Annotated in this window: 15 protein-coding genes and 1 pseudogene; 11 read left to right on the forward strand and 5 right to left on the reverse strand. The window is 71.1% G+C overall.

Annotated elements, in window-relative coordinates; genetic code table 11:
* From EJV46_RS22910 to EJV46_RS18335, 6 genes and pseudogenes are all read left to right on the forward strand, one after another.
* Positions 1 to 280, forward strand: a pseudogene (locus EJV46_RS22910) (hypothetical protein); the annotation flags it as partial.
* Positions 281 to 480: 200 nt separating this feature from the next.
* The gene (gene rpmI, locus EJV46_RS18315; protein WP_131550158.1) at positions 481 to 687 is read left to right on the forward strand and encodes a 50S ribosomal protein L35; all 207 of its coding nucleotides are present in this window, start codon (positions 481 to 483) and stop codon (positions 685 to 687) included.
* 21 nt (positions 688 to 708) lie between these two features.
* The gene (gene rplT, locus EJV46_RS18320; RefSeq protein WP_131550159.1) at positions 709 to 1,074 is read left to right on the forward strand and encodes a 50S ribosomal protein L20; all 366 of its coding nucleotides are present in this window, start codon (positions 709 to 711) and stop codon (positions 1,072 to 1,074) included.
* Positions 1,075 to 1,198: 124 nt separating this feature from the next.
* Entirely contained in the window at positions 1,199 to 2,275 is a 1,077-nt protein-coding gene (gene pheS, locus EJV46_RS18325; protein ID WP_131550160.1) for a phenylalanine--tRNA ligase subunit alpha, read from the forward strand.
* Positions 2,276 to 2,417: 142 nt separating this feature from the next.
* Positions 2,418 to 4,889, forward strand: coding sequence for a phenylalanine--tRNA ligase subunit beta (gene pheT, locus EJV46_RS18330; RefSeq protein WP_131550161.1), 2,472 nt, complete (start codon positions 2,418 to 2,420; stop codon positions 4,887 to 4,889).
* A gap of 179 nt (positions 4,890 to 5,068) precedes the next feature.
* Positions 5,069 to 5,458: a hypothetical protein gene (locus EJV46_RS18335; RefSeq protein ID WP_131550162.1), complete on the forward strand. Its 390-nt coding sequence runs from the start codon at positions 5,069 to 5,071 to the stop codon at positions 5,456 to 5,458.
* 19 nt (positions 5,459 to 5,477) lie between these two features.
* Here EJV46_RS18335 and EJV46_RS18340 read toward each other — a convergent pair whose 3' ends face one another.
* The 3 genes from EJV46_RS18340 to EJV46_RS18350 all read right to left on the reverse strand — a co-directional run bounded on the left by EJV46_RS18340 (position 5,478) and on the right by EJV46_RS18350 (position 7,927).
* Positions 5,478 to 6,359: an amidohydrolase gene (locus tag EJV46_RS18340; protein WP_131550163.1), complete on the reverse strand. Its 882-nt coding sequence runs from the start codon at positions 6,357 to 6,359 to the stop codon at positions 5,478 to 5,480.
* A 103-nt stretch (positions 6,360 to 6,462) separates the two neighbouring features.
* Positions 6,463 to 7,413 carry a TAXI family TRAP transporter solute-binding subunit gene (locus EJV46_RS18345; RefSeq protein ID WP_131550164.1) on the reverse strand — a complete coding sequence of 317 codons (951 nt, stop codon included), beginning with the start codon at positions 7,411 to 7,413 and terminating at the stop codon, positions 6,463 to 6,465.
* 43 nt (positions 7,414 to 7,456) lie between these two features.
* Positions 7,457 to 7,927, reverse strand: coding sequence for an Lrp/AsnC family transcriptional regulator (locus EJV46_RS18350; RefSeq protein WP_131550165.1), 471 nt, complete (start codon positions 7,925 to 7,927; stop codon positions 7,457 to 7,459).
* Positions 7,928 to 8,180: 253 nt separating this feature from the next.
* On the opposite strand from EJV46_RS18350, the gene dnaK reads away from it, so the two are divergent.
* Together dnaK and dnaJ are read left to right on the forward strand one after the other, a co-directional pair.
* Entirely contained in the window at positions 8,181 to 10,091 is a 1,911-nt protein-coding gene (dnaK, locus tag EJV46_RS18355) for a molecular chaperone DnaK (protein WP_240782640.1), read from the forward strand.
* 83 nt (positions 10,092 to 10,174) lie between these two features.
* Positions 10,175 to 11,308, forward strand: a complete 1,134-nt coding sequence (gene dnaJ / locus EJV46_RS18360; protein WP_131550167.1) for a molecular chaperone DnaJ — start codon at positions 10,175 to 10,177, stop codon at positions 11,306 to 11,308.
* An 84-nt stretch (positions 11,309 to 11,392) separates the two neighbouring features.
* On the opposite strand, the gene EJV46_RS18365 is transcribed toward dnaJ, so the two are convergent.
* Positions 11,393 to 11,761 (reverse strand): PRC-barrel domain-containing protein, encoded by a 369-nt coding sequence (locus EJV46_RS18365; RefSeq protein WP_165585604.1) that lies wholly within the window; start codon positions 11,759 to 11,761, stop codon positions 11,393 to 11,395.
* 108 nt (positions 11,762 to 11,869) lie between these two features.
* Between EJV46_RS18365 and dapB the strand changes: the two genes are divergently transcribed.
* A complete protein-coding gene (dapB, locus tag EJV46_RS18370; protein ID WP_131550169.1) occupies positions 11,870 to 12,610 on the forward strand; it encodes a 4-hydroxy-tetrahydrodipicolinate reductase in 741 nt (246 codons plus the stop codon).
* A gap of 4 nt (positions 12,611 to 12,614) precedes the next feature.
* Here dapB and EJV46_RS18375 read toward each other — a convergent pair whose 3' ends face one another.
* Positions 12,615 to 12,776, reverse strand: coding sequence for a hypothetical protein (locus EJV46_RS18375; protein ID WP_206020870.1), 162 nt, complete (start codon positions 12,774 to 12,776; stop codon positions 12,615 to 12,617).
* A 130-nt stretch (positions 12,777 to 12,906) separates the two neighbouring features.
* On the opposite strand from EJV46_RS18375, the gene EJV46_RS18380 reads away from it, so the two are divergent.
* On the forward strand, positions 12,907 to 14,436 hold the full coding sequence (locus EJV46_RS18380) for an acyl--CoA ligase (protein WP_131550171.1): 1,530 nt from the start codon (positions 12,907 to 12,909) through the stop codon (positions 14,434 to 14,436).
* A 57-nt stretch (positions 14,437 to 14,493) separates the two neighbouring features.
* Entirely contained in the window at positions 14,494 to 15,471 is a 978-nt protein-coding gene (locus EJV46_RS18385; RefSeq protein ID WP_131550172.1) for a 2-dehydropantoate 2-reductase, read from the forward strand.
* The last annotated feature ends 51 nt before the right edge of the window (positions 15,472 to 15,522 follow it).

Consider the following 15,522-nt stretch of genomic DNA (forward strand, 5'->3'; position numbering starts at 1 on the left):
GGAGGCCGCGGCCGGCGGCACGGCGCCGCTGCCGGACGCGCCGCGATCGGAGTCCCTGCCCGACCTCTCGCCCGCGCCCGAGGGCCCCACCGCGCAGGCGCCGGCCCCGGCCGGACCCGACCCGGCGGGCAGCCCGGTGCCGGCCGCCGCCCCCGTCCCGGCCGAGCCGCTGCCGTCCCAGCCCGCCGCGAGCCCCGCGCCCGCGACGCCGCTCGACGCCCCGCCGCCCGCCGTGCCGGCCGAGACGCTGGCCCCGATCGCCGGTCCGGCGATCCGCTGAAGCCGCACGGAGACCCCTCCGGGCGAATGCCTGCCATGCGGGCCGCCTTGTCGCGACAAGGCCCCTGGACTTGGCCGGATCACCCGTCTAAAGACCCGCCTCCCGTACCGAGGCCCTGGACAGCCCGGTCGGGGAAGCTCGCCTCCGTCGCATGGTGCGATCGCCAGGGGCAGCCCCAACCCACCGACAGGAGGGCCAGAATGTCCAAGATGAAGACGACCTCGAGCGCCAAGAAGCGCTTCAAGATCACGGGCACCGGCAAGGTCATGGCCGGCCCGGGCCGCAAGCGGCATATGCTCTCCAACCGCAGCCAGAAGGCCAAGCGCCAGAACCGCGGCTCCCAGGTTCTCGAACCGCAGGACGCCAAGACGGTGATGAACTGGCTGCCCTACGGCCTGCCGCGCTAAGACCCGGGAAGGAGAAGACAAATGGCTCGTGTCAAGCGCGGCGTTACCGCCCATGCCCGCCACAAGAAGGTCCTGGACCTCGCCAAGGGTTACGTCGGCCGGTCGTCCACGACCTACCGCGCGGCCCTGCAGCGCGTCGAGAAGGCGCTTCAGTACGCCTATCGCGACCGCCGCAACAAGAAGCGCGATTTCCGTGGCCTCTGGATCCAGCGCATCAACGCGGCCTGCCGTGAGCAGGGGATGACCTATTCCCAGTTCATCGCCGGCATCAAGGCCGCCGGGATCGAGATGGACCGCAAGGTCCTGGCCGCCCTGGCCTACGAGGAGCCCGCAGCCTTTGCGGCCGTCGTCGAGAAGGCCAAGGAAGCGCTCGCCCCCGCGGCGTAGTCTCGCCGGGGACCGGGTTTTCGAAGGGCCGCTGCGCGCAAGCGTGGGCGGCCCTTTTCATGTTTCGATTGTCGCGTGATTCGGCGCCTTCGCGCCTGCGACCATCACGCTTGGGGACGGATCGATGACCGACGATCTTTCGGCGCTCGCCGCCAGCACCGAGGCCGAGCTCGCCGCCGCCGCCGACCTGCGCGCGCTGGATGCCATCCGGGTGGGCGTGCTGGGCAAGTCGGGCGCGCTGACCGCGCTGCTCAAGGGCCTGGGCGCCATTCCGGCCGAGCAGCGCAAGGAGCGCGGCGCGGCCGTGAACGCGCTGAAGACCCGGCTGGAGGCCGCCATCGAGGCCCGCCGCGCCGTGCTCGATGCCGCCGCGCTCGACGCCCGCCTCGCCGCCGAGAAGCTGGACATGACCCTGCCGCCGCGCCCTACGGCACCAGGCGGCACGGGCGGCATCCACCCGATCAACCGCACCATCGAGGAGCTGACGGCGATCTTCGGCGCCATGGGCTTCCGGGTCGTCGAAGGCCCGGACATCGAGGGCGACTGGTACAACTTCGCCGCGCTCAACATCCCCGACCATCACCCCGCCCGGCAGGACCAGGACACCTTCTACCTGCCCGGAATGGTGGATGGCCGCCGCACCGTCCTGCGCACCCAGACCTCGCCGCTGCAGATCCGCACCATGATCGGCCAGGAGCCGCCCATCCGCATCATCGCGCCCGGCCGCACCTACCGCTCGGACCATGACGCGACCCATTCGCCCATGTTCCACCAGGTGGAGGGGCTGGTGATCGACCGGGGCATCACCCTCGGCCATCTCAAGGGCTGCCTGACCGACTTCCTGCGCGCCTTCTTCGGCATCGCCACCCTGCCGGTGCGCTTCCGCTCCAGCTACTTCCCCTTCACCGAGCCCTCCATGGAGGTCGATATCGGCTGGAACCGGAAGACGGGCGAGCTGGGCGCGGGCACCGACTGGCTGGAGATCCTGGGCAGCGGCATGGTGCATCCGCGCGTGCTGGCCAATTGCGGGCTGGACGCGCGCGAGTGGCAGGGCTTCGCCTTCGGGATGGGCATCGAGCGCATCACCATGCTGAAGCATGGCATGGCCGACCTGCGCCCCTTCTTCGAGGCCGATACGCGCTGGCTGAGCCATTACGGCACCAGCCCTCTTCAAACCCCTTCGCTGCACGAAGGGGTTTGAAGATGTTTTTTGCGCCCTCAGACGCCGGGCGGCCGCATCCGCGGCCTTGGCTTCGCCGCAGCATTGTCGCGCCGACGATCACGGTCGGTGGGGCGGCGGGCGCGCTGTTCGCGCGCCATTCTCTCGAGGCTGGAGCAGGCCGATGAAGTTTCAGTTGTCTTGGCTCAAGGAATATCTCGACACCGACGCTTCGGTCGATGAGATCGCCACGACGCTCAACGCCATCGGCATCGAGGTCGAAGGCATCGAGAACGCGGCCGCCGCGCTCGCCTCCTTCCGCATCGCCCGCGTGATCGAGGCCGTGCAGCACCCCAATGCCGACCGCCTGCGCCAGCTGCGCGTCGATCTCGGCGACGGGCGTGAATATTCCGTGGTCTGCGGCGCGCCCAATGCGCGCACGGGCCTCGTCGGCGTGGCCGCCCTGCCCGGCGACTACATCCCCGGCACCGACGTCACGCTCAAGGTCGGCGAGATCCGCGGCGTGAAGTCCGAGGCCATGATGCTCTCCAAGCGGGAGATGGGCCTCGGCGACGACCATTCCGGCATCGTGGAGCTGCCGGAAGACGCGGCGATCGGCTCGCGCTACGTGGATTACGCTGGCCTCGACGATCCCATTCTCGAGATCAAGGTCACCCCCAACCGCGGCGACGCCCTGGCCATCCGCGGCGTGGCGCGCGACCTCGCCGCCGCCGGGCTCGGCACGCTGAAGCCCTGGTCCGCGCCCAAGATCGCTTCGGTCTATGAGACGCCGCTGCGCTGGCAGATCGAGGATCCGCGCGCCTGCACCTGGGTGGTCGGCCGCGCGATCCGGGGCGTGAAGAACGGCCCCTCGCCGCAATGGCTGCAGGACCGGCTGACGGGCATCGGCCTGCGCCCCATCTCCGCGCTGGTGGACGTGACCAACTGGTTCACCTTCGCCCTCGGCCGCCCGCTGCATGTCTTCGACGTGGCGAAGGTGAAGGGCTCGACGCTCTCCATGCGCATGGCGCGGGCGGGCGAGGAGCTGCACGGCCTCAACGGCAAGACCTACGCCCTGACGGACGAGGACGGCATCATCGCCGACGCGGCCGGCCCCGAGGCGCTGGGCGGCATCCTCGGCGGCGAGCCCTCCGGCTGCGACGAGACGACCACCGAGGTCTTCATCGAATGCGCCCTCTTCGACCCCGTGCGCATCGCGCTCAGCGGCCGGCGGCACAACATCTTCACCGACGCCCGCGCCCGCAACGAGCGCGGCCTCGACCAGGCGATGCTGCCGGCGGCGCTGGACGCCGCCACGGCCATGATCGTCGAGCTCTGCGGGGGCGAGCCCTCCACCGTCAGCGAGGCCGGCTCCGAGCCGCTTTGGCGCCGTGAGGCCACGCTGCGCCTCCCCCGCCTCGCGGAGCTCGGCGGGCTGATGCTGCCGCCGCACGAGGCCGAGGGACGACTGGAGCGTCTGGGCTTCACCGTCACCGCCCGCGGCGCCGATCGCCTGACCGTCGCCGTGCCGCCCTGGCGCAACGACATCGCCGCCCACATCGTGCTCGACCAGGATCCCAGGCTCGACCCCGAGCGCGCGCGCGTCGCCGCCGAAGGCTGTGCCGCCGTCGAGGCCGAATGCGACCTGATCGAGGAGGTGCTGCGCCTCGGCGGGCTGGACGCGGTGCCCTCGGTCTCGCTGCCGGTCGCCTCGCCCGTGCCCCTGCCCTCGCTGGAGCCGAAGCAGGTGCGCGCCGTGCTCGCGCGCCGGGTGCTGGCCGCGCGCGGAATGCAGGATTCCGTGACCTACGGCTTCCTGGAGACCCGCATCGCCGCGATGTTCGGCGAGACGCCCGAGGCGCTGCATCTGGAAAATCCGATCGCCTCGGACCTCGACCAGATGCGGCCGACGCCGCTCGCCTCCCTCGCCATGGCCGCCGCGCGGAACGCCGCGCGCGGCTTCGCGGATGTGGCGCTGTCCGAGGTCGGCGGCGGCTATCGCGACACCTCGCCGGCGGGGCAGCTGGCCATCGCCTGCGGGCTGCGCGCCGGCAGCTCGCCCGCGAACTGGGCCTCGCCCGCGCGCCCCTTGGACGCGCTGGACGCCAAGGGCGACGTGCTCGCCGTGCTGGAGGCGCTGGGCGTGCCGATGGCCGCGCTCCAGGTCACGGCCGACGCGCCGGGCCATTACCACCCTGGCCGCTCGGGCGTGCTGCGCCAGGGGCCGAAGGTGGTGCTGGCGCAGTTCGGCCAGCTGCATCCGGGCCTCTGCGCCGCGCTCGACGTGCCGGCCGGCGCGGTGGGCTTCGAGATCTTCCTCGACGCCATCCCCGAGCCCAAGCGCCGCAAGAAATCCGCGCCGGAACTCTCCGCCTTCCAGCCGGTGCGGCGCGACTTCGCCTTCCTCGTGGACGCCGACGCGCCGGCGGACAAGCTGCTGCGCGCCGTCTCCGCCGTGGAGCGCACGCTCATCACCGAGGTGGTCCTCTTCGACCGCTATGCCGGCGATCGCCTGCCGGAGGGCAAGGTCAGCCTCGCCGTCCAGGTGACGCTGCAGCCGCGCGACAAGACGCTGACGGATGCCGAGATCGAGGTCGTCGCGGCCAGGATCGTCGCGGCGGCGGCCAAGGCGGTGGGTGCCACGCTGCGCGGATAGGCGGCGGCCTTCGAGATCGGGTCCGGGACAGGCGACGCTCACCTCATGCTGGAAATTCGTGCCGTTCCATGGGCAGCGGCCATGAGGCGGCGTGTCACCTCATGGGTGTCTTTCTGGAATGTCCCGGGCTGGACGAAGCGCGCCGCTTCGCACAGCCTGTGCTCCGGAGAAGAAGATCGATGCGCCGCCTTGCCCTCCTCGCCGTCCTGACGATCGGCGCGCCGCCGGCGCTGGCGCAGGGGCTGTCGCCGCCGCAGCAGCCCCCCCCGGCGGAGGTGGAATGCGTCGCGGCCGGCATCCTGTCCTTCGTCGGCATCGCCCGGGAGCTGACGGGCGCCCATGAAAGCGGGCGGCTGTCGATCACCGTGACGCTGCAGAACCGCACGCCGCGCTCGGCCGCCTTCGTCATGAACTTCACGGCCCCCAACGTGCAGATGCCCGCCGTGAACCAGTGGCGCACGCTGGAGACGCAGGCGCGCGGCACCTATCTCGTCGGCACGCTGCCCCGCGGCACGCTGGTCACCGACGAGGAGCTGCGCGGCCACCTCCAGCTGCGCTGCGTGCGGTGAAGGCCGCGCGCCGCGCGCCTCAGAATCCGTAGAACCTCGCCGGATTGTCGCGCAGGATCCGCCGGCGCAGCGCCTCCTCCGGCGCCCATTGGGCCAGCAGCCCCAGCACGTCGCCGTCATTCGGCATGACGCCCTGGAAGTGGCTCACATGCGGCCAGTCGCTGCCCCAGAGGACGCGGTCCGGCGCCGCCTCGATGACCGCCCGCGCCATCCCCGCCGTGTCCGCGTAGGGAAATTCCGGCTCGGCCGAGATGCGGGCGAGCCCCGTCAGCTTCACCCAGAGCAGCCCGTCGCGCAGCATCGCCAGGAACTCGCGGTAGCCGGGGTGGTCGATCCCGCCCTTGGCCACCTTGGTGTAGCCGATATGCCCAACCGAGATGGGCAGCCGCATGGTCTCCGCGAGCTTGCGGAGCTCGGCCGCCATCTCCTCCACATGCACCAGCAGCTCGACATGCCAGCCGAAGGGCCGCAGCACCTCCGCGACCTCGGCCAGCGCATCCAGCGAGCGGAAGGGCATGCCGCCGCGATCCACCAGGTTCACGCGGATGCCGCGCGCGCCCTTGGCGTGCATGGCGGCGATCTCGGCCTCGGTGACGCCCTCGGCGACGGCGACGATGGCGCGCAGACGGTCGGGATGGGCGGAGGCGGCGTCGAGCACGGCGCGGTTGTCGGTGCCGTGCACGCTCGCCTGGATCACCACGCCGCGCGAAAGGCCGAGCTGATCGTGCAGCGCCAGGGCCACGCCGATGTCGTTGTCCGGCGGCGTGTAGCCCCGCGCGGCCTGGTAGGGATAACGGGCTGCGTCGAAAACGTGGAAATGCGTGTCGCAGGCGCCCTCCGGCAGGGCCATGGCGGGCTTGCGCGGATGGGGATCGGGGCCGGGGCAGTCGCGGATGTCCATGGACACTCCCTGTCATGCTTGGGGGCTTGGCCCCCAGGTCAATCTATCGGCGCCCCGCTCGGGCTGACCAGTTCCCGCCAGCGCGAACGCCGCCCCTCCCTGCTCAGCCGGGCAGGCCCCGCTCGCGCACGAAGCGCCGGACGCCCGGATGGATCAGCGCCGGATCGGCGACGGCCGCGGCCGTGTTCTCCGCCGTCGTCTCGGCGGCCTGGGCGAGCCGGGCCGCGAGGTCCGCGCGGGCCGCATGCAGCGCGCGGGCCACGCGAAAGCCGGCCTCCTCTTCCAGCCCCGGCCGCGCCAGCACGAGGCTCCAGGTCCCCACCGAGGCGATGGGCGCCGTCTGCCCCGGATAGCTTCCCGCCGGCAGCGACGTCGGCCGCAGCCGCGGATCGGCGGCGAGGATGCGCGCCCGCTCCGCCTCGTCCGGCGCGAGGAAGCGGCCGCCCTGCCCCGCCAGCGTCACGAAGCCGGGCCAGCCCGCGCCGCCGCCCCAGAGCGCGGCCACGCGCCCGTCCATGACCATCGCCGGCCCGTCCCCCGCGCGGTCGAGCAGGACGGCCGAGAAATCGCGCTCGATGTCGAGGCCGAGCCCGGCCATCACCTGCCGCGCCAGCACCACGAAGCCCGAGCCCCGCGCGCCCCAGGCGACCGGCTGGCCGCGCAGCTCGGCGATGGAGCGGATCGGGGAATCGCCCCGCAGGCCGAAAAGCCCCGGCTGCGCGTACATCGCGGCGAGCAGGGTCGTGCCGATGCCGGCGGCCAGGGCCTCGGTCGCCGTCTCGCCGGCCACCAGGCCGAGATCGACGGCCCCCTCGCGCAGCAGGCGCACATTCTCGAGGCTGCCTGCCGTGTTGCGGGGCTCGATGGCGATGGTGGGATCGGCCGCGGCGATGGCGGCCACGAAGGCCGCGCCATAGGCTGGAAAGCCGCCGCCCGGCGTGGCGGTGGCGAGCGTCAGCCGCAGCGGCGCCTGGGCCCGCCCCGTGTCGGACAAGCCGGTTCCTGCCAGCCCGGCGCCCGCCAGCGCCGTCCGGCGTGGGAATGGATGTGACATGACGGCCTCCCTTGTTTGGGGGGAGCCTAGGCGGGAGGGACGGCTAAGTCTCCTCCTCCGGCTGATGCGCGACGGGCAGCAGCGCCGTCTCCTTCACCGAGGCCATGGCGACCTCGACGGCCAAGCGCTCGATGCCCGCCAGCGGCCGGATCTCCTCGGCGAGGATCGTGTCGAGCGCGCGGATATCGGCCACGCGCAGCTTCACGAGATAGGACCACTCGCCGGTGAGCTGGTGGCACTCCAGCACGGAATCCAGCTTGCGGATGGCGCGGCGGAAGGCGATCTCCTCCTTGCCGGGCCGCATCGCCACACGCAGGAAGGCCAGCAGCGGGCAGCCCACCTCGGCGGGGTCCAGCGCGGCGTGCCAGCCGCGGATCACCCCCCGCTCCTCCAGCCGCTTCACCCGCTCTGCCGTCGCGGAGACGGAGAGCCCCGAGACCTTGGCGAGGTCGGAGAGGCCCGCAGCGCCATCCTGCTGGACGGCGATGGCGATCTTCCGGTCTATCTCGTCCATGACCGGATCATATGCGGAATACCTATATTTGTGAAGGAAAAAATTGGGCTCCCCTGCAGGCGCGCCGCGCGATCGGAGGCTTGACGGCCACAGCGCGCCTTCTTCTGCGAAACTCGCTCGTCCCATCTTGTCCAGGGCCCCGCTGCTCAATACATGGGCACGTAACGAAGGGCCGCGCATGGGGCGCGGGCTGCCAGGGGCTTTGCCCGGTGCCTGTCAGGGCCGGAATGAGCCGCCGCATAGGAGCAGGTGTATGAGCAAAGTCATCGGTATCGACCTCGGTACCACGAATTCCTGCGTCGCCATCATGGAAGGCGGCGAGGTCAAGGTCCTCGAGAATGCGGAGGGCACGCGCACCACCCCCTCCATGGTCGCCTTCGCCAAGAACGGCGAGCGCCTCGTCGGCCAGAGCGCCAAGCGCCAGGCCGTCACCAACCCCAACAACACGCTCTATGCCGTCAAGCGCCTCATCGGCCGCAAGTTCGACGACGCCATGGTGCAGAAGGAAAAGGGCCTCGCCCCCTTCAGCATCGTGAAGGCCGACAACGGCGACGCCTGGGTCGAGGTGGACGGCAAGAAATACGCGCCGCAGCAGATCAGCGCCAATATCCTCACCAAGATGAAGGACACGGCCGAGGCCTATCTCAACGAGAAGGTCACGCAGGCCGTCATCACGGTGCCGGCCTATTTCAACGACGCCCAGCGCCAGGCGACCAAGGAGGCCGGCGCCATCGCGGGCCTCGAGGTGCTTCGCATCATCAACGAGCCGACGGCCGCGGCGCTCGCCTATGGCATGGACAAGAAGACGGCCGGCACCATCGCGGTCTATGACCTCGGCGGCGGCACCTTCGACGTCTCGATCCTGGAGATCGGCGACGGCGTCTTCGAGGTGAAGTCCACCAATGGCGACACCTTCCTCGGCGGCGAGGACTTCGACCAGCGGGTGATCGACTACCTCGCGGACGAGTTCAAGAAGGAGAACGGCATCGACCTGCGCGGCGACAAGCTCGCCTTGCAACGCCTGAAGGAAGCCGGCGAGAAGGCCAAGATCGAGCTGTCTTCCAGCAAGCAGACCGAGATCAACCTGCCCTTCATCACGGCCGATGCCTCGGGTCCGAAGCACCTCGTGATGCAGCTCACCCGCGCCAAGCTCGAGGCGCTGGTGGACGACCTGGTCCAGCGCACGCTGGAGCCGGTGAAGAAGGCCCTGGGCGATGCCGGCCTGACGGCGGGCGAGGTGGACGAGGTCATCCTCGTCGGCGGCATGACGCGCATGCCCAAGGTCATCGAGGCGGTGAAGAACCTCTTCGGCAAGGAGCCCGCGCGCAACGTCAACCCCGACGAGGTCGTGGCCATCGGCGCGGCGATCCAGGGCGGCGTGCTCAAGGGCGACGTGAAGGACGTTCTGCTGCTCGACGTGACCCCGCTCTCGCTGGGCATCGAGACGCTGGGCGGCGTGTTCACGCGCCTGATCGACCGCAACACGACCATCCCGACCAAGAAGTCGCAGACCTTCAGCACCGCGGACGACAACCAGACGGCCGTCACCATCAAGGTGTTCCAGGGCGAGCGCGAGATGGCGGCGGACAACAAGCTGCTCGGCAACTTCGACCTTCAGGGCATCCCGCCCGCGCCGCGCGGCGTGCCCCAGGTGGAGGTGACCTTCGACATCGACGCGAACGGCATCGTGAGCGTCTCGGCGAAGGACAAGGCCACCGGCAAGGAGACGCAGATCAAGATCCAGGCCAAGTCCGGCCTGTCGGACGCCGATATCGAGAAGATGGTGCGCGACGCCGAGGCCAATGCCGAGGCCGACAAGAAGCGCCGCGAGTCGGTCGAGGCCCGCAACCAGCTCGACACGCTGGTGCATTCGACCGAGAAGACCATCCGCGAGAACGGCGACAAGGTGCCGGCCGAGGAGCGCGCCGCCGCCGAGGCCGCCATCTCCGAGGCCCGCGCGGCCATGGAGGGCGGCGACCTCGACGCCATCAACGCCGCGACCGAGAAGCTCGGCCAGGCGTCGATGAAGATCGGCGAGGCCATGTACAAGACGGAGCAGGCGTCGCCGCAGCCCGAGGCTGGGCCCACGGGTCAGGCCAAGCCGGACGACAAGGTCGTGGACGCCGAGTTCGAAGAAGTCGATCCGAAGAAGAAGAAGAGCTGAGGTTGCACGGCAGCATCCTCCACATCTTCGCGCCCGGGCCAGCGATGGCCCGGGCGCCACTTCGTTTCGGGTAGGGCGAGAACATGGCCAAGCGCGATTGTTACGAGGTGCTCGGCGTCGGCCGCGACGCGACCGAGGACGACCTCAAGAAGGCCTATCGCAAGCTTGCGATGCAGTACCATCCCGACCGCAACCACGGCGACGACAGGGCCGAGGCGCGGTTCAAGGAGGTCAGCGAGGCCTATGAGATCCTGAAGGACGGCGAGAAGCGGGCGGCCTATGACCGCTACGGCCACGCCGCCTTCGAGAATGGCGGCGGGGGCGGCGGCAGCCCCTTCGGTCAGGGCGGCGGCTTCGAGGACATCTTCGAGGAGATGTTCGGCCGCTTCAGCGGCCGCAGCGGCGGGCGCCAGAACAGCGGCCGCGGCGCCGACCTGCGCCAGGAGATCGAGATCACGCTGGAGGAGGCCTTCGCCGGCGTGAAGAAGCCGATCCGCGTCCCCTCCTCCGTGCAATGCGAGGCCTGCACCGGCTCGGGGGCCGAGGGCGGCAGCGCCAGCGCCCAGACCTGCGGCACCTGCCGGGGCTCGGGGAAGGTGCGGGCGCAGCAGGGCTTCTTCCTGATCGAGCGCACCTGCCCGACCTGCTCGGGCTCGGGCAAGATCATCAAGAACCCGTGCAAGGTCTGCCATGGCGCGGGCCGCGTGCAGCGCGACCGCACGCTGAACGTCTCCATCCCCGCGGGCGTGGAGGACGGCAACCGCATTCGCCTCTCCGGCGAGGGCGAGGCCGGGCTGCGCGGAGCGCCGGCCGGCGATCTCTACGTCGATATCGGCGTGAAGCCGCACCCGATCTTCCAGCGCGAGGGACCCAACATCATGGTCCGCGTGCCGCTGCGCATGACGCAGGCGGCGCTCGGCGCCAGCGTGGAGGTGCCCTCCATCGACGGCGGCCGCTCGGCGGTGAAGATTCCGGCGGGCACGCAGACGGGCGACAACTTCCGCCTCCGCGGCAAGGGATTCTCCGTCCTGCGCAGCGCGGCGCGGGGCGACATGTATGTGCAGGTCGTGGTGGAGACGCCCCAGGCCCTGTCGGCCCGTCAGCGCGAGCTGCTGGAGGCCTTCGAGGCCGAGGCGGAGAAGGGCGGCAAGCATTCGCCCGAGAACGAGGGCTTCTTCGCCAAGGTGAAGGAATTCTGGGACGGGCTGGCGCGCTGAAGCTTGATGGCCGATCGCAGCTGACGCGAAAACGGCCGGTTCCCGAAGGAACCGGCCGCCTCGCGTTCCGGAGAAGCCGGGGCGCTACATGCCCCAGTAGTTGTCGACCATGGTCCAGTCGCGGACGCCCACCGGCTCGTAGACCGGCGCATTGTCCAGCCGCGCCTTGGTGATGTTGTCCACGACAAAGCCTTCCAGCTGGTTGTCGTAGCGCAGCATGCGCCATGGCACGGCGTAGTGCTTGGACCCCAGGCCGAGGAAGCCGCCGAAATGCAGCACGCCGTATTCGACGGTGCCGGCGCGCTTGTCGATCATCAGATCCTCGATATGGCCGATGCGCTCGCGATCGGCGCCATAGACCGAGACGCCGTTCACCTTGCCGGCGGCGACGAGATAGCCGTCCGTGTCCTCGGTGAGGTCCGCGGTGGTCGGCTGATGGATGGTATCCACCATGGTGTCATCCCTTCCTGTTTGCCTTGCCGGAAGAACGCCCGCGCGGAAGCGGGGTTGCCTTGGCGGGCCGGCCCGTTCCATGACGTTGCCATCGAGGAAGGAACGGGAATGAGCCTCCGCATCGGCATCGCCGGCATCGCCGGCCGCATGGGTCAATTGCTCTCCGAGGAGGCCGCCGCCGCGGGCGCGACGCTGGCGGGCGGCACGCGGCGCGGCGACGATCCGCGCGCGCTGTTCCAGGACAGCGACGTGGTGATCGACTTCACCCACGCCCATGCCGCGCCGGTCCACGCCGCGCTGGCGGCGGAGCTGGGCAAGGGGCTGGTTCTGGGCTCCTCGGGGCTTTCCGCCGGGGAGGAGAAGGCGGTGGCCGAGGCCGCGCGGCGCGCTCCCATCGTCTATGCCGCGAATTTCGCGACCGGCGTGAACCTCGTGCTCGCCATGGCCGAGAAGCTGGCCGCCGCCCTGCCCGCCGCGCAGTACGACGCCGAGATCGTCGAGATGCATCACCGCCAGAAGGTGGACGCGCCCTCCGGCACCGCCGTCGCCCTGGGCCGCGCCGTGGCCAAGGGTCGCGGCACCACGCTGGAGGAGGCCGGGCGCGAGAGCGGGCGGGACGGCCATACCGGCGCGCGCGGGACCGGCACGATCGGCTTCGCCGCGCTGCGCGGCGGCCAGGTGGTGGGCGAGCACACGCTGCTCTTCGCCGCGGGCTCCGAGCACATCGCGCTCACCCATCGCAGCTTCGACCGGCGTGCCTATGCGACGGGCGCGGTGCGCGCCGCACTCTGGCTGCAAGGCCGGACGCCGGGGCTCTACGGCATGAACGACGTCCTGGGGCTGCGCTGATCCGTCACAGGGGACGCGGGACGCGCGGCATGCGCCCGTTCACCGTCATCCAGGACGGCCAGCCGTAAAGCCGCTCGAAGGCGAAGACGATCAGGCAGAGCGCGACCGCCACGCCCATGAGGATCAGCCTGCGCCGCGAGGGCGGGCGGCGCAGCCACTGGGACATGCGGAGGGTCCAGCGCAGCCATTGATCCATGGATGACAGGATAGCGCGATTCGCCGAGACGAAACGATCGCTTCCCGTCCGTCGCCGGATGGCGCACGATCCCCGAAAGAACAATCGGGAGACGCTCCGGATGAGTGCGGCACGCACCATGGAAGCCCTGCTGCGGCGCGGCGAGGACGACGCGCCGGCGATTCGTGCCCCCGCCCTCCAACCCCATGGGCGCCCTTATCTCAGCCATGGCGCCCTGCGCGCCCTCGCGCGGGACACCGTCGCCGCGCTGAACGCCCGCGGCATCGGCCGGGGCGACCGGGTGGCGATCGTGCTGCCCAACGGGCCCGAGATGGCGGCGGCCTTTCTCTGCCTCGCCGCCGGCGCCTCCACCGCGCCGCTCAACCCCGCCTATCGCGCCGAGGATTTTTCCTTCTATCTCGAAGACCTCCGGGCCCGGGCCATCGTGCTTCAGCGCGGGGTCGAGACGCCCGCGCGGGCGGTGGCCGAGGGGCTGGGCATCGCGGTCCTGGAGCTGATCCCCGGCGAGGCCGCGGGCAGCTTCGCCCTGGAGGGTGGCGGCACCGGTGCCGCGGCACGGCCCGGCATGGCACAGGCGGAGGACGAGGCGCTGGTGCTGCACACCTCCGGCACCACGGCGCGGCCCAAGATCGTGCCGCTCAGCCAGGCCAACATCGCCGCCTCGGCCGGGCATATCGGCGCCACGCTGGAGCTCTCGCCGGCCGATTGCTGCCTCAACATCATGCCGCTCTTCCACATCCACGGGCTGATCGCGGCCGTGCTGTCGAGCGCCGCCGCCGGCGGCGCCGTCTGCTGCACGCCGGGCTTCGACGCGCTGCGCTTCTACCGCTGGCTCGAGGAGGAGCGGCCGAGCTGGTACACGGCCGTGCCCACCATGCACCAGGCGATCCTCGGCCGCGCCGAACGCAACGCCGAGACCATCGCGCAGGCGAGGCTGCGCTTCATCCGCTCCTCCTCGGCCTCGCTGCCCGGGCCGGTCATGCAGCAAATGGAGGCGGCCTTCGGCTGCCCGCTGGTCGAGAGCTACGGCATGACGGAGGCCGCCCACCAGATGGCCTCCAACCCGCTGCGCGGCGCCCGCAAGCCGGGCGCGGTCGGCCTGGCCGCGGGGCCCGAGGTGGGCATCATGGACGACGGCGGCACCCTCCTGCCGCGCGGCGAGGAGGGCGAGGTGGTGATCCGCGGCCCCAACGTGACGGCCGGCTACGAGGCCAATCCGGAGGCCAATGCCAAGGCCTTCACCCGCGGCTGGTTCCGCACCGGCGACCAGGGGGTGCTCGACGCCGAGGGCTACCTTCGGCTGACCGGGCGCCTCAAGGAGATCATCAACCGCGGCGGCGAGAAGGTGAGCCCGCTGGAGGTGGACGGCGTGCTCTCCGGCCATGCCTGCGTGGCCCAGGCGCTCTGCTTCGCCATCCCGCACGGCAAGCTGGGCGAGGAGATCGGCGCGGCGGTGGTGCTGCGCGAGGGCACCGCCCTCACCGAGCGCGAGCTGCGCGACTTCGCGGCGCTGCACCTCGCGGAGTTCAAGGTGCCGCGGAAGGTGGTCTTCCTGGCGGAGATCCCGAAAGGCGCGACGGGGAAGCTGATGCGGATCGGGCTGGCCGAGAAGCTGGGGCTCAGCCTGTGACTTGAAGGGGAGACGAACGAGGGGCAGAGCCCTCGCACCCCAGGGCAGGAGAATCACATGCGCATCTGCGTCTTCGGAGCCGGCGCCATCGGCGGCCTCATGGCGGCCCGCCTTGCCGCCGCGCAGTCGGCCGAGGTCACCATCATCGCGCGCGGGCCGCATCTGGCCGCGATGCAGGAGCGCGGCCTCAGGCTGATCAGCGACGGCGCGGAGACCGTCGTCCACCCGCGCTGCGTCGCCACCGCCGGGGAGGCGGGGCCGCAGGATGCGGTGATCGTCACGCTGAAGGCGCATGCCCTGCCCTCGGCGGCGGCGCAGATGCAGCCGCTGCTCGGGCCCGAGACGGCCGTCGTCTCGGCCGTGAACGGCATTCCCTGGTGGTACTTCCACGGCATCGGGGGCGCGCATGAGGGCCGCCGGGTCGAAAGCGTGGATCCCGGCGGCGAGGTCTCGCGCCTGCTGCCGCCCGAGCGCGCCATCGGCTGCATCGTCTATCCGGCGGCCGAGGTCGTGGAGCCCGGGGTGATCGCGCACGGCTATGGCGACCGCTTCACCCTGGGCGAGCCGTCCGGGGTCCGCACGCCGCGCATCGAGGCCGTGGCCGCCTCGCTGATCGCCGCCGGGTTCAAGGCGCCGATCCGGCCCCGGATCCGCGACGAGATCTGGGTGAAGCTCTGGGGCAACCTGGCCTTCAACCCGATCAGCGCGCTCACCTCCAGCACGCTCGACGCGCTCACCGGCGACCCCGGCCAGCGCGGGGTGGCCCGGGACATGATGCTGGAGGCCCAGGCAATCGGCGAGGCGCTGGGCGTGCGCTTCGCCATCGACGTGGACAAGCGCATCGCCGGCGCCGCCGAGGTGGGCGCGCACCGCACCTCCATGCTGCAGGACCTGGAGCGCGGACGGCCCATGGAGATCGAGGCGTTGCTGGGCGTCATCCTGGAATTCGCCGGGCTAACCGGACTTCCTGCGCCGACCTGCCGCGTGGTTCTGGCTCTGGTGCGCGCCCGGGCGCGGGCGGCGGGGTGCCTTTGACGCAGCCTCCAGCCATGGGAAGCCAGTGCGGTTCAGATTACCAAAAGGGGA

Origin of the sequence: Roseococcus sp. SYP-B2431 (assembly GCF_004336745.1) — a bacterium.
In the GTDB taxonomy this organism is placed as follows: Bacteria; Pseudomonadota; Alphaproteobacteria; order Acetobacterales; family Acetobacteraceae; genus Roseococcus.